Source organism: Clostridium estertheticum, from assembly GCF_026650985.1.
GTDB lineage: Bacteria > Bacillota > Clostridia > Clostridiales > Clostridiaceae > Clostridium_AD > Clostridium_AD estertheticum_C.
The window spans coordinates 2766879-2786350 of sequence record NZ_CP086239.1 but is presented as its reverse complement, the minus strand read 5'-3'; the positions used below and the strand labels follow the sequence as shown (position 1 = coordinate 2786350).

The following is a 19472-nucleotide window of genomic DNA, read 5'->3' as shown; positions in this document are numbered from 1 at the left end:
TTATTTCATAAAATATTATAGCAGAATATAGGGCCATTCACAATGATATTTAAAATTAGTACGTATAAATAATAAATATATGTTGACAATTATACGAATAAATACTATAGTTTGTATTGAAAGCGATTACTAAGAAGGGGGTCAATAAAATGACAACAAAATATACAGTTGGAGTTGACTACGGAACTTTGTCTTCAAGAGCAGTGGTTGTAAACTTAGAAAATGGAAAAGTTGTATCATCAGCAGTAAAAAATTACCCAAGTGCGGTAATTGATGAAACCTTACCGGGAACTACGATTAAATTAGGTAATAATTGGGCACTTCAAGATCCAAACGATTATTATGAGTGTTTTATAGCAACAGTTAAAGAGGCAGTTAGTGAGGCAACGAAAACAATTTCAAAGGATGATATTATAGGGGTAGCTATTGATTTTACAGCGTGTACTGTACTTCCTGTAAAGAATGATGGTACTCCTTTGATGAATATAAAGGAATGGCATGATAACCCACATGCATGGGTTAAACTTTGGAAACATCATGCTGCGCAAGACCAAGCAGATAGGCTAAATACTATTGCAAGAGAACGTAACGAACCATGGCTTAAGTATTATGGTGGTAAAATTTCATCAGAATGGCTATTTCCAAAACTAATGCAAATTGTTGAAGAAGCACCTGATGTATATGCAGCTATGGATGACTTTATAGAAGCAACAGACTGGTTGACATGGCAGTTAACTGGTAAAAAGATGAAAAATGCAACTACTGCAGGCTATAAAGCAATATGGAATGCTGAAACAGGATTCCCAAGCAATGAATTTTTTAAAGAGCTAAATCCATTAATGGAAAATGTAATTGAAGATAAAATTGGTACTAAGTTTTATCCTGTAGGAACTAAAGCGGGTGGACTTCTTGAAAAGGTAGCTAAGGCTACTGGCTTAAATGTAGGAATTGCTGTAGGAGTTGGAAATGTTGATGCTCATGTTTCAGTTGCACCAACTGGAGTTGTAAGACCAAGAACAATGCTTAATATTATGGGTACATCTACTTGTGATATCACACTTGGAGAAAAAGAAATACCAGTACCTGGTATGTGTGGTGTAGTTAAGGATGGTGCTGTACCAGGATTTTATGCTTATGAATCTGGTCAAAATGCTGTTGGAGATATCTTTGGATGGTTTGTTGATAACCAGGTTCCAGAAAGATATTTCAAAGAGGCAGAGAAAAATGGTTTAAATATTCACCAATTACTTGAACAAAAGGCTAAAAAGCTAAAAATTGGTGAAAGTGGATTAATAGCATTAGACTGGTGGAATGGAAATCGTTCAATACTCGTAGATACAGATTTAACTGGTTTAGTGCTCGGAATGAACATGGATACAAAACCAGAAGAAATATATCGAGCTTTAATAGAAGCAACAGCATTTGGCAAACGTTTGATCATAGATACTTTTGAAGAAAATGGTGTTCCAATTGATACTTTAACAGTTTGCGGTGGGTTACCTCACAGAAATCAAATGTTAAATCAAATTTATGCTGATGTTACTAATAAAGAAATGTTTATATCAGAGCATCATCAAGCACCTGCAATTGGAGCTGCAATGTTTGCTGCTGTTGCAGCTGGCAAGGAAGCTTTTGGTTACGACACTATACAAGAGGCATCAAAGCAAATGGCAAGACTTAAAGAAAACTCAATAAAGCCAATTCCAGAAAATGTTAAACGTTATGAAGCAATTTATAAAGAGTATGTAAAACTACATGATTACTTTGGTCGTGGCGCCAATGATGTAATGAAACATTTGAAGAAGATTAAGGAATCCGTATCGAAGGAGGGTTAATTTATGTTAGAGGATTTAAAACAAAAGGTATTTGAAGCAAATTTATTGTTACCTTTATATAATTTAGTAACTTTCACTTGGGGTAATGTTTCTGGAATCGATCGTTCAAGGGGTTTAATTGTTATAAAACCTAGTGGCGTTGAATACGATCAAATGGACGCAAGTGATATGGTTGTTGTTGATATGGATGGAAATATAGTTGAAGGTAAATTAAATCCTTCAAGTGATACACCAACTCATTTAGTTTTATACAAAGCTTTTCCAAATATTATGGGCGTAGTTCATACACATTCTCCTTGGGCAGTTTCTTTTGCCCAGGCAGGTGTTTCTATTCCGGCTGCGGGAACAACACATGGTGATTACTTTTATGGGGACATACCAGTAACTAGAGCAATGACTGAAAATGAGATAATTAAAGACTATGAAAAACAAACAGGTAATGTTGTAGTTGAAACCTTTAATAAAAATAATATTAATCCAGATCAGGTACCGGGGGTACTCGTGAATGACCATGGACCATTTACTTGGGGTACGGATCCTAGTAATGCAGTTCATAACTCTGTAGTACTAGAGGAAGTTGCAAAGATGGCGTATCATTCGCTTCAATTAAATCCACATAATATTAAAATGGATCAAGTTTTATTAGATAAACATTTTAATCGTAAACATGGAAAGAATGCATATTATGGTCAAAACAAAAAATAGATTATTGAAAAATTAGATTATGAAGGAGGAAGTAAATTATGTTAGATAACAAAAAGATGGAATTTTGGTTTATAGTAGGTAGTCAAAACTTATATGGTCAAGAAGCGTTAGATGAAGTTAAACAGGATTCACAAATTATTGCAGATGGTTTAAATAAAAGTGGAAAATTACCTTACACTATAGTATTTAAATCACTAGCAACATCTGCAGATGAAATTACTAGTTTAATGAAAGAAGTAAACTATAATGATAAGGTAGCTGGTGTAATTACTTGGATGCACACCTTTTCACCTGCTAAAATGTGGATAGCTGGTACAAAATTATTACAAAAACCTTTACTACATTTGGCAACACAATTTAGTGAACATATTCCATGGAAAACAATTGATATGGATTATATGAATCTACATCAAAGTGCTCATGGAGATCGTGAATATGGATTTATTAATGCAAGACTAAAAAAACATAATAAAGTAATTTTCGGATATTGGAAAACAGATGAGATTAGAAAAGAAATTGCTGATTGGATGAATGTAGCAGTAGGGTTTATTATGAGTCAGGAGATAAAAGTTGCTCGTTTTGGTGATAACATGCGTAATGTTGCTGTTACTGAAGGAGATAAAATAGAAGCTCAAATTCAATTTGGCTGGACAGTTGATTACTTTGGTATTGGTGATTTAACTACCGAGATTGGTAAAGTTTCAGAAAAAGAAGTTGATACCACATATGAAGGATTTAAGGAAATATACATTATGGATGCTGGAGAAAATGATCCTAAATTCTATGAGAAACAAGTAAAAGAACAAATAAGAATTGAAATTGGATTAAGAACGTTCCTAGAAGCAGGAAATTACACAGCATTTACAACAAATTTTGAAGATCTATATGGTATGAAACAACTACCTGGACTTGCTGTTCAAAGATTAAATGCCGAGGGTTACGGATTTGCTGGAGAAGGAGATTGGAAAACTGCAGCAATGTCTAGATTGTTTAAGGTTATGACAAATAATGAAAAAACAGGATTTATGGAAGATTATATGTACGAATTCAGTAATGGTAGTGAAAGAATTTTAGGTGCACATATGCTTGAAGTAGATCCAACATTTGCTTCAGATAAGCCTAGCGTAGTTGTTAAACCACTTGGAATTGGTGATAAAGAAGATCCCGCTCGTTTAATATTTAATGGCTCAGTTGGAGCTGGAGTTGCAGTATCTATGCTTGATTTAGGAACACATTATCGTTTGATTATTAACGAAATAACAGCAGTTAAACCTACTGAAGATATGCCAAATTTACCTGTAGCTAAAATGGTATGGAAGCCAGAACCAAGCTTTAGTGATGGTGTTAAAGCATGGATATATTCTGGTGGTGGACATCATACAGTTGTTACATTAAAGCTAACGGTTGATCAAGTTTATGATTGGAGCCGTATGGTTGGGCTCGAAACTGTTATAATAGATCATGATACAAAATTAAGAGACATTATGAAAGATACAACAAGATAGAATAAATAACTAGAGAAAAATAATATAAAAGGTTGGCAGTTTTGCTGGCCTTTTATAAGGAGGCTAATTATATGAAATTATTTATTGATACAGCTAATGTAGAAGATATACGTGAGGCTAATGATATGGGTGTTATTTGTGGTGTTACTACTAACCCATCATTAATTGCAAAAGAAGGTAGAGATTTTAATGAGGTTATAAAAGAAATAGCATCTATTGTAGACGGACCTATAAGTGGAGAAGTTATTTCTTTAGATTCAAAAGGTATGATAAAAGAAGGAAGAGAAATAGCAAAAATACATAAAAATATGATTGTTAAAATTCCAATGACAGAGGACGGTCTAAAGGCTGTTAAAGTACTTTCAAAAGAAGGAATAAAAACAAATGTAACATTAATATTCTCAGCAGGACAAGCTTTACTTGCAGCAAGAGCAGGAGCATCATATGTAAGTCCTTTCGTAGGAAGACTTGATGATATAAATGCTAATGCTATGGACTTAATAAGAACTATTGTTACAATTTTTAAAGTACACGCAATAGACACTGAAATAATTGCGGCTAGCATAAGAACTCCAATGCATGTCACAGATGTTGCGGTTGCAGGGGCTCATATTGCGACTGTTCCACTTAAAATTATTAAACAGATGATAAAACATCCATTGACCGATGCTGGAATAGAAAAATTTGCTAAAGATTGGAAAGAAACTTTCGGAAAATAATAATGAAAGCATTACAAAAAGGGTAACGAACTGTGTTGCTCTTTTTTTGTTTTTTGAATTTCACTTGATAATTTATTAACAATGTGTTATTGTTTTAACATAATTGAATTGGTATTTTAATGATGGGCGGTAAATATATTTTACGCCTATTTCAAGACGACTAAATTTGATATCTATAATCAACATTCTAAAAATAGGAGTGATACATTTGAGAGCGTTTGATAATGATATACAACTTATAAAATATGAGGTAATAAAAGAAGTAGTTAAGCTTTCTATTAATGGAACTCTGAAAAAAGAAGGTAAAAATCTATTTAAAGTTCTTGTTCCAGGACCTAAAGCAAAAACACGTTGTTGTATTCATAAGGAAAGAGCCATTATTGGAGATCGAATTAACCTTGTAATGGGTGGAGATAAAAAGAATGAAAATGTTATTGAAGTAATAAATTCTGCTTGTGATGAATGTCCGATCCAACGATTTACTGTCACTGAAGGTTGCAGAGGTTGCATAGCACATAAATGTATTCAAGCATGTCCTGTGGGTGCAATCCAATCTATAAATAGGAGATCTTACATTGACCCAAATAAATGTATTGAATGTGGTAAATGTAAAACTGCTTGCCCGTACAATGCGATTTCTGATGTTATGAGACCCTGTCGTAGAGCTTGTAATGCTAATGCATTAAGTTTTGATGAAGATAAAAAAGCAGTAATTAATAATGATAAATGTATACAATGTGGGGCTTGCGTTTATCAATGTCCTTTTGGTGCAATTATGGATAAATCCTCAGTTGTAGATGTTGTTAATTTATTAATTAAATCAAAGGATAATGAAAAAAAACATGTTTATGCTGTTGTTGCACCCGCAATTGCTAGTCAATTTACATATGCAAAAATTGGACAAGTAGTTGCAGGTATAAAACAAATGGGATTTTATGATGTCATAGAAGTAGCTCTTGGTGCAGATATGGTAGTACAAAATGAAACAAAAGAATTTATAGAAACCATAGAGGAACTTAAAACTATGACAAGTTCTTGTTGCCCAGCTTTTGTTTCTTATATTAAGAAAAATTACCCAGAGCTTGGTAAACATGTTTCAAGTACAGTTTCACCTATGATAGCAATATCTAGACTTATTAAAAATACAGACCCTTTAGCTAAAGTTGTGTTTATTGGACCTTGTACAGCTAAAAAAATGGAAATAAAGCAAGCTGATATAAAAGGAATTACTGACTATGTATTGACTTTTGAGGAGCTTGAGGCAATGATTGATGCATATGAAATAGATCTTGAGGTCTGCGAGGAACTTCCATTAAATAATGCATCTTATTATGGGAGAATATTCGCTAGATCAGGTGGACTTACAGAGGCGGTAAAACACTTAGTAGATACTTCAGATACAACATTAGAATTTAAACCTATAAGTTGTGATGGCCTTATTGAATGTGATAAAGCATTGAAACTATTAAAATTTAATAGATCAAATGGCAATTTTATAGAAGGAATGGCTTGTTCTGGTGGATGTATAGGTGGTGCAACATCTCTTCATCATACTCCAAAAGATAAAAATGAAATAACTAAATATGGGAAATTAGCGTTAGAAGAAAATGTTATTGAAAGAATTAAAGTAATAAAAGTTGAGAAAGTTGATATGCATCGCGGTAAAGATTTTATGACTAAATAATACATATAATGTATGGAACTTTTCTTTAAAAGAAAGGTTCCATATTTTTTATAAAATCTTGACATTAACTATTATATACAATAGCATTGTATATAATAGAGTAGTTATAAATGAAATTGTTTCAATGAAAATAATATTGAGTATAGGAGTGTTTTTATGGAATCGACAATTTATTGTTTTAGTGGTACGGGTAATTCTTTAAAGGTAGCCAGGGACATAGCTCTTGAATTAAAAGATACAGAAATAATACAAATATGTACAAAAAATATGAATATTGATAATACATTATCAAATAAAATTGGATTTATTTTTCCAGTATACGCTTCTGGAATTCCCTTTTTAGTTAAAAAGTTTATTAAAGAAATTAGACTTAAAAAGGATGCTTATGTTTATACCGTTGTAACTTTTGGATCAGCAGCGGGGGCAGCTATAAAACAATTAGAAGAGATATTAACTGACAAGGGTATTAAACTTAGCGCTGCATTTAAAGTCAAAATGCCAGGAAATTATCAAGTGATTTACGCACCTTATTCTGAAGAAAAACAGAAAAAGTGTTTTGACGATGAAAAAGCAAAAATAAGTGGAATTGTTAAAAGCTTAAATAATAATGAGATGGTTGGATTTAGTGGACTAGGCGAAAGCTTGATGAGGACAGTTGGTGGCATGGTTTACAGCAGTTTTAGACCTTATGAAAAAGATAAAGATTTTTGGACAGACAAAAACTGTAATGGCTGCGGTATATGCTCAAAGGTATGTCCTGCGAACAATATAGAAATGATGGATGGTAAACCAAAATGGCAACATAAATGTGAGCAATGCCTTGCTTGTATGCAGTGGTGTCCACAAAAATCAATTCAATATAAAAAAGTAACAATAAAAAGAGGTCGTTATCATCATCCAGATGTAGAAGTTACGGAGTTGTTCCATTTATAAAAAAGCGAGTTATTAATATTGCAGCGACCCAGGAGATGATTTAATATAACAAGCGTTAGTTTCTTTAAATAGAGATTTAACGTTTGTTTTATTTTTTTGTAAAATTTAGGTTGACAACAATAATAATTAAACTTATAATAAAGTTGAGTCAAATTTAATTGGATAAAATTAAAAAAATAAATTAATGTTGAAGGGAAGTAAATAATATGAATTTTTATGATTTTTCAGCAAAAGAAATGGATGGACAAGATATAAAGATGGAGGAATATAAGGGTAAGGTTGTTTTAGTTGTAAATACTGCAAGTAAGTGTGGATTAACACCTCAGTTTGAAGGTCTTGAAAAATTATATAACGAATATAAAGATCAAGGTTTTGAAATTCTAGGATTCCCTTGTAATCAGTTTGCAAAGCAGGATTCTGGTAGTAATGAAGAGATACAGCAGTTTTGTTTATTAAATTATGGAGTTAGTTTTACTATGTTTGAAAAAATAAATGTGAACGGACCAAATGCACACCCTTTATATAAATATTTAAAGAATGAAGAAAAAGGATTTTTAGGTAAGGAAATAAAATGGAATTTTACTAAGTTTTTAATAAATACAGAAGGGGAAGTAATTAAGAGATATGCGCCAACAGTGCTTCCATTAAATATAAAAACAGATATAGAAAACTTATTAAAAAAATAAAATTGTATTTAAAAAAACGAGTCTGTAATAAATTACAGGCTCGTTTTTTAATACAATATTTTTAGTGTTTATTACAAAAGCATTGACTTTGTATCTATATGGTGCTAAGGTTATAGTATTATAACAATACAAAGTAGATTAAATGAGCATAGTCATAAAATAATAATAAACAATATAGAAAGGAAAAATGATTATGAGAAATTTAGATATAAAAAATAAGGACGGATTAACTGAAAAAGAGTTTTTGAGTAGTTATGTCCCAGGGAATTATGATAGACCCTCTAATACAGTGGATATGTTACTTTTTACGATAGATGATATACCAGTAGAGGGAAAAGATCCTGATAAAGCGCTTAAATTGCTTTTGGTAAGGAGGGGCGATCACCCATATATTGGGTGTTATGGAATTCCGGGTGGGTTCGTTAATATTGATGAAGGATTAAGTACTGCTTGTTACAGAGAATTAAAAGAAGAAACTAATATTGATAGTGTGTATTTTGAGCAGTTAAAAACTTTTGGCGATCTAGTAGATAGGGACCCAAGGATGAGGGTTATTTCGATAGCTTATTTGGCACTTGCTGATAAAACAAATATTAAGGCAGTAGCAGGTGACGATGCTACTTATGCGCAATGGTTTACGGTAAAGAAAGACCTTGTTTCATCAGATAATTCTGGAATAGAGAGAGTAGATGTTTATAATATAACACTTATTTCTGATGATGGTGAGGTTAAAATAGGTTATGTCGTTTATGAAAGATTTGTTAAGAATGGCATTATTACAATTAAAGTACCATCTTATGAGCCACTTAAGTGGAGTAATGATGAACTTGCTTTCGACCATATTGACGAAGTGTATTATGCGTTAGATAGACTTAAAAACAAGATAGAATACACTTCAATTGCTTTTTCATTACTTCCAAAATATTTTACGTTAAGAGAAGCTCAAAAAATATATGAAGCTATTCTTAATTTAGGAAAACCTTTATCAAGGGCTAATTTTAGGCGCAAGATTAAGAAGATGGTTGTAGAAACTGATAAAGAAAAAACAACTGCGGGAAGACCTGCAACCTGTTATATATTTAATGAAAATTGGGAACATAATTTTTTAGACTAATAGGTTAATTATCACCTTTGGCGCTAAATAATAAAAGAGAGGAAATGATATTTATGATAAATTTACTAATAAATAAAATATTTGATATGCAAAATGAAATAAAGGGAAATGTAGTTAATCTAAGTGACCTTCCAAAAGAAAAAACAGCTTTGATAGTTATGGATATGGTAAATGGTTTTGTCCACGCTGGAATAATGTCTTCACCAAGAGTTGAAACTATTATAGATAATGTTGTAGCTATTAATGAGCGTACATACGGATATAAAAAGGTATTTTTTTTGGAGCAACATGATGAAAATTCTACTGAGTTTAAAATCTACGGAAGACATTGCTTGAAAAATAGTACCGAGGCAGAGCTTATTTCTTCATTGAACTGTGGAGCTACACTTCATAGTAATACTACAATAATCCATAAGAATAGTACTAATGGCTTCCATGCACCAGAATTTAAAACATGGCTTCATGAAAATGAAGCGCAAATTGAAAACTATATTGTAGAAGGCTGTTCAACGGATATATGTGTTAAGCATTTTACAGAAACATTAAAAACATATTTCAATGAAAAAAATATTGATAGAAGAATTATTGTACCAATAGATTCAGTAGAAACCTTTGACACTGGAACTCATGATGGCGATTTAATGAAAGTAATATCTCTTTGGGAAATGAAATCTAATGGCATAGAGGTAGTTGATACTATATTATAGTTATTTTATTAATAGCTTAGATTATAAAATTAGTTCCTTTCGTTGCCTAAAGGAGTTAATTTTATATATAAATCAATATTGTGGAATATTGATATTGACAATGAAATAGTATATGATATAATGATAGTATCACATAGATACAAAGCATTATGGACATAAAAAGAAAAACAATAACTTTTAATTTTTTTATGAAGACTTTGTACTACTTTGGTACTAAATAGGTAAGGAGTGAAAGTATATGATGAATTATTATATGATAAAAATACTAAATGAATTGGTAAGTGATGAGAGAATAAATAGTCTATCCGGAGTTGCAAAGGATAATAACAGAAAGGTTTATATTGAAGGTAACGAGTATCAGGAATATAGCTTGGATTTAATTTTTCTTGTTGACACGGATGACTTATTTAAAAAAACTATTGCTTTTACAATAACAACAAATTCATTTAGTTCAAAAATCGAAGTAATAAAACATTGTACTACAATAAGTCAAATATTTAGTAGAAAACAAATTAAAGATGTTACTAATTATATAATAGATAAAATACTAGAATTTAAAAACAATAACCAAAACAACCAATACTTAAATTTATTAAATGCTTAGATAAAGCTAAAGATAATTAAGCTGAATAAAAATATGAAATTAAGGAGAAATATGAAAATGAGTAATGAATTCAATATTAAAGAGGAAAGAAATCTTTCAATGTTAATGGATTTCTATGAATTAACAATGTCAAATGGGTATTTTGTAAATGGGGCCACTGACACAATTGTGTATTTTGATATGTTCTATAGAAAGAACCCAGATGCAGGAGGTTTTTCAATAGCAGCAGGCCTGGAACAACTTGTAGTGTTTGTTAAGAACTTAAAATTCACGAGAGATGATGTAGATTTTTTAAGAAGCAAGGGCGTTTTATCAGAGGAGTTTTTAGAGTATTTATTAGCATTTAAATTCTCAGGAGATATATATGCAATTCCAGAGGGCACAGTAGTATTTCCAAATGAAGCAATTGTAACAATTAAGGCAAAGGTGATTGAGGCACAACTTATAGAGACTATGTTACTTTTAACAATCAATCATCAAAGCTTAATAGCTACAAAAGCTAGCAGAATAGTGAGAGCTGCAAAGGGAAGACCAATACTTGAGCTTGGAGCAAGAAGAACCCATGGCGCTGATGCAGCTATAATGGGGGCAAGAGCAGCGTATATAGGTGGAGTAAGTGGAACAGCTACAACTATTGCAGATCAAATGTACGGGATTCCTGCTACTGGGACAATGGCACATTCATGGATACAATTCTTTGGAGATGAATATAAAGCTTTTGAAACATACGCCAAAACTTACCCAGATACATGTACATTACTTGTTGATACATATAATGTTATAACAAGTGGTATACCAAATGCGATTAAGGTTTCCAAAGATGTTTTAGAGCCAATTGGAAAAAGGTTAAAAGCAATTAGACTTGATAGTGGAGATCTTGCTTATCTTTCAAAAAAAGTGAGAATTATGTTAGATGCAGCAGGGCTTACAGATTGCAAAATAGTAGCATCTAATAGCTTAGATGAGTTTATTATAACTGAATTATTAAATCAAAATGCTAAAATAGACATATTCGGTGTTGGTGAAAGATTAGTAACTGCCAAATCAGAACCAGTATTCGGTGGTGTTTATAAATTAGTGGCAGTTGAAGAAGAGAGAGAAGTTGTCCCAAGAATTAAATTAAGCGAAAGTGAAGAAAAAATTATTAATCCAGGATATAAAATGTGTTGGAGATTATATGATAAAAACACTCACAAGGCAATTGCGGATGTTATTACATTGGCAGGTGACGTTATAAATGAAGCGGCCCCATATACAATCTTTGATCCAGTTCTTACTTGGAAGAAGAAAAAAGTTACCAATTTCTACGCAAAAAAGCTTCAAGTACCAATATTTCTTAACGGAGAGTGTGTATATGGATTACCAACTATAGAAGAAATTAGAGATTACTGCAAAGATCAAGTAGACAGCATATGGGATGAAGTTAAGAGATTTTCTAATCCTCACAAGTATTTTGTTGATTTATCTCATGAACTTTGGTTAGTTAAGCAGGAATTAATTCGAAAATATAGAAACCTAGAAGAAAAAAATGAAAAATAACCTAATGTGTTGATATTAGTTATATAATATAGTAAATACTGTGTTTGAGAAGAAAGGTAACTTGGAAATATAAGTTAAATTAGATTTAATTAGGGAGGGATAATATTATGAAAACAAGGGAAATACATAAAGTAGTAACAGGAACAACGCAGTATGATGGAGCTGGAGTAAAACTTGTTAGGGTGATTAGTTTACCTGATGTAAAAGAATTTGATCCATTTTTGATGCTGGATGCCTTTGATTCAATAGATCCAGATGATTATACCAAAGGTTTTCCATGGCACCCACATAGGGGGATAGAGACAGTTACTTACCTTATAAGTGGAGATATTGAGCACACGGATAGCTTAGGTAATAATGGAAGTATATTAGATGGTTGTTGTCAATGGATGACAGCAGGTGGTGGAATCCTTCATCAGGAAATGCCAAAAACATCAAATAGAATGCTTGGCGTTCAACTTTGGCTTAATCTACCGCAAAAGGATAAAATGACAAGTCCAAAGTATCGAGATATTAGAGCAGACATGGTAACTAAAATTGATGAAGATGATAACATCATTAGAGTTATTTCAGGGAATTATAAAGGTAATCCAGGAGCCGTGCAAGGTGAACATGTGAAAATGTTATTCTTAGATGTTGAAATCAAAGCCGGTGCACGATGGGAATTAGAAACTATGACTGACACAACGCTGTTTATATATATAGTGGAAGGCGAAGGCTGTTTTGACGATTCTAATGATAAATTGGTTCCAAGTAGGAGTGCAGTACTTTTTAATGATGGTGAGAAATTAGTAGCTAGAGCAACAGAAAAAGGCCTTCGTTTTCTGTTGTTTTCGGGGGCTAAATTGAATGAGTCAATTGCATGGGGTGGACCTATTGTAATGAACACCCAAGAAGAACTTAAGAGGGCATTTAAAGATATTGAGGATGGAACATTCGTGAAGTAGCAAACCAAAGCTTAGGAGCAAGCAATAATTACAAATTATTGTTTGCTCCTTTTTCCTAATTGCTCGTTATTCTTCTTGCTGTATTATAATCAGGCATATATTTTAAATCTATAATTTTAATCGATGACCCAGTTTTAGGAGAGTGTATGAATTTACCACTTCCGACATAAATGCCTACATGATATACAGGATTACCAAAAAAAACTAAATCTCCTTTCTGAAGGGTAGATTTACTAACTACACTGCCTTTTGATGTTTGAGATGATGCAATGCGTGGCAAATTTACTTTGAAATTATTATAAACATGCATAGTAAAACCAGAGCAATCAAAGCCAGCAGTGGTAGTTCCACCATATTTATATGGGATGCCGATAAATGTTTCTGCATAGTCTACGATATTAGTCCCTGTAAGCTTGTTTTTACTTGCTGCTAATTGAGTAATTTCTGTTGTGTATACAAGTGCTTCAGCTTGTGCAGGCTTACTAGTAATACTTATTGAACCTGCAAGCAATAAAGCAAGAGCAAATGTTGTAATATTTTTAACTTTCTTCATTATGGCCTCCTCTGTAAACGTAATCTATTACTATATTCTACATAAATATAGGAAATCCTTTTAAAAAACAGAAACTTTTTTTAATTATACTAATTAAGGGTATAATGAATAATATTGTTTGAATGTGATATAATATAAGTGAATACATTGAAAGAAACATTTTGTATCAATTAAATGAAAAGTATTAACATTTTATAGTGACAAGCGTGTAATTTATATGTATGGGAGTGGAATTTATGACAAAAACAATTATAAGAATACAAAGTATAGAACTTACGGGGTTTAAGAATATTCAGGAGGGAATTATCGATTTGTCAGGTTATAGACAAAAAAAATATTATAGTGGTAAATCGGATATAATTGGAATTTATGGACAAAATGGTTCAGGAAAAACGACTATAGTAGAAGCTTTTAAATTATTTAAAACAATAGCAAGTGGTGAAAAACTACCAGAAGATATTAAAAATTACATACATGAATTAGAAGATGCGGCAACATTAAAATTTGTTTTCTATATTGAACTAAAAGATCAAAAGTTATTAGTATATTATCAGTTGTCACTAAGGCGAAAAGAAGGGCTTGCAGAATTATATAATGAGAAGTTAAGCTATTCTCAAATAAACGAGGATAACAAAAAAAGAAAAATTGATATAATCGAATATCTTATAGATTTAAAGGATACATATATATTGCCAAAAGCTCGTTATAACGAGTTAATAAGAAATAATAAAGAAAATGAATTTAATCTTGAAGTGAGTAAAAGATTATCGATAAAGGAAAAAACATCCTTTATTTTTAACGATAGTTTAGAAGAAATTTTTAAAAGTAATTCTATGAGCGATGATTATTTTAATGTTATTAATGTTATTAAACATTTTGCTAGAGTAAATTTATTTGTAATAACCAATGAACATTCAGCTACTATAAGCCTTAATTATATGCCATTAAGTTTTAGAATGGAGGATGAGGCCTGCGTAACTAGTGGAGATATCGCAATTAATTTACTCGGAACATCAAATATAGATAAAAAAAGGTTTGATATAGCGACAAGAATTATAAAACAGTTGAATATAGTGTTAAGCACTATTATTCCTAATTTACAGTTAGAGATTAATAATTTAGGAAACGAGTTATCTAAAAATGGAAAAGAGGTAGTAAGAATACAATTACTTTCAATTAAAAAAGATATAAAGATTCCTCTTAAATATGAATCTGAAGGTATTAAAAAGATAATTTCTATTTTAAGTACTTTAATTTCCATGTTTAATAATCCATCAATTTGTCTAATAGTTGATGAACTTGATGCTGGTATATTTGAGTATTTGTTAGGGGAATTATTAAAGATAATTGAGCAAGAAGGAAAAGGCCAATTTATATTTACGTCACATAACCTAAGGCCACTCGAAATGTTAGAAAAAGAATCATTGGTATTTAGTACCTCGAATCCTCAAAATAGATTTATAAGAATAACGAATATAAAAAGTAATAATAATCTACGAAATGTATATTTACGTGGGGTTGATTTGGGGGGACTTAACGAGTGTATATACGAAGAAACTAATAGTTTTGAGATTGCACACGCATTTAGAAAAGCTGGTGATATTCTTTATGAAGAGTAAAAAAATTGTATTATTTATAGTTGAGGGAGTAACTGATAGAAATTCATTTGCATTGATTTTATCTAAAATAATTGAAAAAGATAAAATTGTTAGGTTTAAAGTTATTCACGGTGATGTAACAGCGCAAAATGGAGTTAATGCAAGTAATATTTACACTAAAATTACAGATTATATAAAGGAGTTTATATCTAGTGATATATACAAGAAAAGTGATATTTCAAATGTAATTCATTTAGTAGATACTGACGGTGCATTTATAAATGATGAACAAGTATTGCAAAAGGACATTAATAGTATTAAACCGAGTGATAGTATTGAGTATAACACTCAAAATATATATGCAAAAAATACCGATAATATAAAAAAACGTAATAAACAAAAATCACAAATTCTAAGTAAGCTCGCAACTACGAATATGGTATATGCAAACTTAAGTTACCGGGTATATTTCTTTTCTTCTAATTTAGAACATGTAATTCATAACATACAAGGCGTTAACGCGGATGATAAACGGAGGTTTGCTGAAAAATTTGAAGACAAATTTATAACAAGTCCTATTAGTTTTATTGAATTTATGAATAATCCAGAATTTGCTATTAATGCTGAGTATAAAGATACCTGGGAGTTTATAAAAAAAGATACAAATTCTCTAAAACGATTTACTAATTTTAATTTATATCTTAACGACATTTCAGAAGGAAAGTCTCCCATTTCTATAAGTGGGAATAACTTACCTTAGCAAAAATAAAACTTCAATGGGGTTTTAAATTTCCTTCTGAAGTCGTTAATGCAGCTCCACAGGAGATGATTAACACAATCAAAAATGAATAAATTACAAAAATAAAGTAGACTACCAGAAGGTTGTCTACTTTGTTTTTGTAATCTTAATTTTATTTCTCATTTTGAAGGATACTGTGGTGTCTGCTATACAAGAAGTAAATTACTATTCCAATTAATAACCAAATTATAAATCTAATCCATGTTACTAGTGGTAAGGCTGACATTAAATAAACACAAGCAAGTGCAGAAATGATAGGTAGAACTGGTACCCATGGACATCTAAACTTTCTTTCAATATTTGGCATAGTCTTTCTAAGTACTATAACTCCAATAGATACTAAAACGAATGCAAATAATGTACCTATATTACATAGTTTTATAATTTCATCTAATGGTAAAAATCCAGCCATTACCCCAGCAATACTACCTGTTATTATTGTGCAAAGAGTGGGGGTTTTGTGAATAGGGTGTACCTTTGAAAAAACCTTTGGAAGTAACCCATCTCTTGACATAACCATAAATACTCTAATTTGTCCATAAAGCATTACAAGTAGTGTTGAAATCATACCGATAACTGCTCCAGTCCCAACTAGTGCGGCTCCCCAATTGATACCAAATCTTGCAAGAGCGCCTGGAACAGCATTATTCTCAATTATTTCTTTATATGGAACCATACCAGTTATAACAAGTGCAACTGCAACGTAAAGTATAATTACTACTCCTAGGCAAATTGCAAGTCCGCGAGGTACATCCCTTTTGGGGTTTATAGTTTCTTCGGCAGCAGTTGAAACTGCGTCAAAACCAATATATGCAAAGAATATAATTGAAGCACCAGCCATAACACCACTCCATCCAAATGGAGCAAATGGTTTATAGTTAGCTACATTAATATGGAATACTCCAAGTATTACAAACAAAATAATTACACCAACTTTTACCAAAACAATTTTATTGTTCAATTTAGCACTTTCTTTTATGCCTATAAATAATATCCAAGTTACAAACATAGTTATAAGAACAGCGGGTAAGTCAATAATTCCACCGGCCGAGGGAGTTCTAATTATTGCAGTAGGCAAATTTAGCCCTGCGGAACTTAATAAACCTACAAAGGTTCCTGACCATCCAGATGCAACTGCAGCGGAAGAAACCAAATACTCAAGCATTAAGTCCCATCCTATAATCCAGGCTACTAATTCGCCAAAGGCAACATAAGAATATGCATATGTACTGCCCGCAACTGGAAACATTGTAGCAAGTTCAGAATAAGTAAGAGCGCAAAGTGCACTTATTACTGCGGCTACTATAAATGATAAAACAACTGCAGGTCCTGCTAAATGTGCCCCAACACCAGTTGAAACAAAGATTCCTGTACCAACAACTGCACCTATTCCAAGTGCTGCAAGGTCTTTTGATGTAAGATTCTTTTTTAAAGCTGATTTTTCGGCAGAATGTAACATTTGTTCTAAGGTTTTCTTTTTCCAAATATCCATAAATTTTTTCACTCCTCTAATTAAATTTTAATTTTACTTTAATAATTTTATTCACATAAAAATTAAAGTTTTATGTATTAATATTGTTCGTTCCTTATTTAAATTATTTGTATTTAGAACTATAAAAAGAAATGAATGTAACACTAAATTATGAATAAAAAATATTAATAAGATTCATTATATAGAAAATTTAGAAAGTTATAAAGCGCTAAACATAGCTTGTTAAGCTAATTGGTTTGATTAGATATATAATACTATAACATCATGACATTTTCTAAGTTTTAATATGCAGTTACAATATTGACAAGATGATTTAATTTTATTTGGATAAGAAGTAAAATAGTAGTAAAAATTATTAATATACTAACAATATAAAGAGAACATTATAAAAATATAGACAATTTGGTATATTTTTATTATAATAGACTTAATTTGTAAAAAAATAGTATCGGTAGTTTCTTAGCTTAAATTTATGATTAAAGGAGATATGAATATGATAAATAAGACTATTGATCTGTGGGGTAAATTTCCATATGAAAATAAAGGAAATGATGATTTTAGACCAACTTTAGATACATATTTACTTAAAGGAGATAAATTAAGGGGAGCTGTTTTAATATGCCCAGGAGGGGCATATGCTTATACATCATTAAGAGAAGCTGAACCAATAGCTATTAAATTTAACGCTGCTGGCTTTCATGCATTTGTCTTATATTATAGCGTTGCTCCAAACAAGTATCCACAAGCATTGCTAGATTTATCAAGGGCAATGTGTATACTTCGTGAAAATTCTAAAGAGTGGAAAATTGATGTTAATAAAATTGCGGTGTGTGGCTTTTCGGCAGGTGGTCATGTAGCTGCAAGTCTTGGAGTTTATTGGGATGAGCCTTATTTAAAAGGGGTACCTGGAATTGAGGTAAGTAAAAACAATCCAAATGCTCAAATTTTATGTTATCCTGTCATAACATCAGGAATATTTGCTCATGAAAACTCACTTTGCAATTTGATAGGAGATAATGCTAACGAGTCATTAAAGGAGAAGATGTCATTAGAACATAATGTCTCTGAGAAAACACCACCTACATTTTTATGGCATACATTTGAAGATAATTCTGTACCGGTTGAAAATACATTGTTGTTTGCACAAGCATTAAGAAACAAAAAAATACCTTTTGAATTACACATATACCCAGAAGGACCACATGGGTTATCACTTGCTAATGAAGAAACTCGGGAAGAGGGAAAAGGGGTTTATCCGAATGTTGCTACTTGGATGGATTTGTGTATTACGTGGTTAACTAATCTATTCTCAAAGAAATAGAATAAAAATTTATAAGAACATATTTTTAGCCTAAACAGCCATTTTCAAAGCGTTCCCGGAAACTAGTCATAGATTGTTCATAATATTGACACTTAAATGCAATAATTATTTGTTATATTATTAATAGATACAGAGGAGCTACATAATGAATCCTCAAAATAACATAATTAACATATCACTAAAGATTAAGTATTAAATGCAATTAATTATATAGCCTTTAAGGGCGGAATGGAGACAAATTATTATGGAACATAATGTAAAAAAAGCATCAAAAAAATCTGCTATTTCAATCACTTTATTTATATCTGCTATAGTTGTAGCAATCTTAGGGGTCGTACTCTTGGTTGTTAATATCTATTTGTATAGAACAAGTGTAAATCAAGCTGTAGCTCAAGGTTATGCAGTTGCTACTGTAAGAAAGGCATATGTGCCATCACAATTGATACCAGGAATATTCCAACCGATTGCTTTGTATGGTGGAGTTGCATTAATTCTATTAGCTGTGGGTAAAATCAGTGATAAAGTTTCAAAATGTTTAGCAGTTTTAACTGAAAAAGAGATTTGCGATGATGTTACTTATGAAAATTGTGAAGATCAAGTAGATCAAGATGTTGTTAATGAAGAAAATATAGAAACAACTAATCCCGAAGAAATATTAGACGAAACTCAAAAAAATATAGACTAAAAATAAATAAGGTCTTGTCTTAGCAATTAGCTAGGGCGAGACCTTT

18 protein-coding genes are annotated in these 19472 nt (G+C 31.4%); 16 read left to right on the top strand and 2 right to left on the bottom strand.

Features of this window, described 5'->3' with window-relative positions:
• Nucleotides 1–149 precede the first annotated feature (149 nt).
• From LL038_RS13300 to LL038_RS13245, 12 genes are all read left to right on the top strand, one after another.
• Nucleotides 150–1835: a ribulokinase gene (locus LL038_RS13300; protein WP_216124237.1), complete on the top strand. Its 1686-nt coding sequence runs from the start codon at nucleotides 150–152 to the stop codon at nucleotides 1833–1835.
• A gap of 3 nt (nucleotides 1836–1838) precedes the next feature.
• Nucleotides 1839–2540 (top strand): L-ribulose-5-phosphate 4-epimerase, encoded by a 702-nt coding sequence (gene araD / locus LL038_RS13295; RefSeq protein WP_216124236.1) that lies wholly within the window; start codon nucleotides 1839–1841, stop codon nucleotides 2538–2540.
• Between the two features lie 38 nt (nucleotides 2541–2578).
• On the top strand, nucleotides 2579–4045 hold the full coding sequence (gene araA / locus LL038_RS13290) for an L-arabinose isomerase (protein WP_216124234.1): 1467 nt from the start codon (nucleotides 2579–2581) through the stop codon (nucleotides 4043–4045).
• A 71-nt stretch (nucleotides 4046–4116) separates the two neighbouring features.
• Complete coding sequence (gene fsa, locus LL038_RS13285) at nucleotides 4117–4764, top strand: fructose-6-phosphate aldolase (RefSeq protein ID WP_216124233.1); 648 nt, start codon at nucleotides 4117–4119, stop codon at nucleotides 4762–4764.
• Nucleotides 4765–4972: 208 nt separating this feature from the next.
• On the top strand, nucleotides 4973–6448 hold the full coding sequence (locus LL038_RS13280; protein WP_216124232.1) for a 4Fe-4S dicluster domain-containing protein: 1476 nt from the start codon (nucleotides 4973–4975) through the stop codon (nucleotides 6446–6448).
• A gap of 156 nt (nucleotides 6449–6604) precedes the next feature.
• The gene (locus tag LL038_RS13275) at nucleotides 6605–7381 is read left to right on the top strand and encodes an EFR1 family ferrodoxin (protein WP_216124228.1); all 777 of its coding nucleotides are present in this window, start codon (nucleotides 6605–6607) and stop codon (nucleotides 7379–7381) included.
• Between the two features lie 206 nt (nucleotides 7382–7587).
• The gene (locus tag LL038_RS13270) at nucleotides 7588–8067 is read left to right on the top strand and encodes a glutathione peroxidase (RefSeq protein ID WP_216124227.1); all 480 of its coding nucleotides are present in this window, start codon (nucleotides 7588–7590) and stop codon (nucleotides 8065–8067) included.
• A gap of 193 nt (nucleotides 8068–8260) precedes the next feature.
• Nucleotides 8261–9181, top strand: coding sequence for an NUDIX hydrolase (locus LL038_RS13265; RefSeq protein WP_216124226.1), 921 nt, complete (start codon nucleotides 8261–8263; stop codon nucleotides 9179–9181).
• A gap of 53 nt (nucleotides 9182–9234) precedes the next feature.
• Nucleotides 9235–9888: an isochorismatase family cysteine hydrolase gene (locus LL038_RS13260; protein ID WP_216124224.1), complete on the top strand. Its 654-nt coding sequence runs from the start codon at nucleotides 9235–9237 to the stop codon at nucleotides 9886–9888.
• Between the two features lie 238 nt (nucleotides 9889–10126).
• Nucleotides 10127–10492 (top strand): hypothetical protein, encoded by a 366-nt coding sequence (locus LL038_RS13255; protein WP_216124222.1) that lies wholly within the window; start codon nucleotides 10127–10129, stop codon nucleotides 10490–10492.
• 57 nt (nucleotides 10493–10549) lie between these two features.
• Nucleotides 10550–12031 (top strand): nicotinate phosphoribosyltransferase, encoded by a 1482-nt coding sequence (locus tag LL038_RS13250; protein WP_216124219.1) that lies wholly within the window; start codon nucleotides 10550–10552, stop codon nucleotides 12029–12031.
• Nucleotides 12032–12138: 107 nt separating this feature from the next.
• On the top strand, nucleotides 12139–12978 hold the full coding sequence (locus tag LL038_RS13245; protein WP_216124217.1) for a pirin family protein: 840 nt from the start codon (nucleotides 12139–12141) through the stop codon (nucleotides 12976–12978).
• Nucleotides 12979–13033: 55 nt separating this feature from the next.
• On the opposite strand, the gene LL038_RS13240 is transcribed toward LL038_RS13245, so the two are convergent.
• Nucleotides 13034–13531 (bottom strand): C40 family peptidase, encoded by a 498-nt coding sequence (locus tag LL038_RS13240; protein WP_216124215.1) that lies wholly within the window; start codon nucleotides 13529–13531, stop codon nucleotides 13034–13036.
• Nucleotides 13532–13767: 236 nt separating this feature from the next.
• On the opposite strand from LL038_RS13240, the gene LL038_RS13235 reads away from it, so the two are divergent.
• Together LL038_RS13235 and LL038_RS13230 are read left to right on the top strand one after the other, a co-directional pair.
• The gene (locus LL038_RS13235; protein ID WP_216124213.1) at nucleotides 13768–15150 is read left to right on the top strand and encodes an AAA family ATPase; all 1383 of its coding nucleotides are present in this window, start codon (nucleotides 13768–13770) and stop codon (nucleotides 15148–15150) included.
• Nucleotides 15140–15889 (top strand): hypothetical protein, encoded by a 750-nt coding sequence (locus LL038_RS13230; protein ID WP_216124211.1) that lies wholly within the window; start codon nucleotides 15140–15142, stop codon nucleotides 15887–15889. Before LL038_RS13235 ends, LL038_RS13230 begins: the two co-directional genes overlap by 11 nt.
• A gap of 151 nt (nucleotides 15890–16040) precedes the next feature.
• On the opposite strand, the gene LL038_RS13225 is transcribed toward LL038_RS13230, so the two are convergent.
• Nucleotides 16041–17420 (bottom strand): amino acid permease, encoded by a 1380-nt coding sequence (locus LL038_RS13225; protein WP_216124209.1) that lies wholly within the window; start codon nucleotides 17418–17420, stop codon nucleotides 16041–16043.
• Nucleotides 17421–17913: 493 nt separating this feature from the next.
• Between LL038_RS13225 and LL038_RS13220 the strand changes: the two genes are divergently transcribed.
• Both LL038_RS13220 and LL038_RS13215 read left to right on the top strand, forming a co-directional pair.
• A complete protein-coding gene (locus LL038_RS13220; protein WP_216124206.1) occupies nucleotides 17914–18741 on the top strand; it encodes an alpha/beta hydrolase in 828 nt (275 codons plus the stop codon).
• Nucleotides 18742–18985: 244 nt separating this feature from the next.
• A complete protein-coding gene (locus LL038_RS13215) occupies nucleotides 18986–19426 on the top strand; it encodes a hypothetical protein (RefSeq protein ID WP_216124205.1) in 441 nt (146 codons plus the stop codon).
• Nucleotides 19427–19472: the final 46 nt, after the last annotated feature.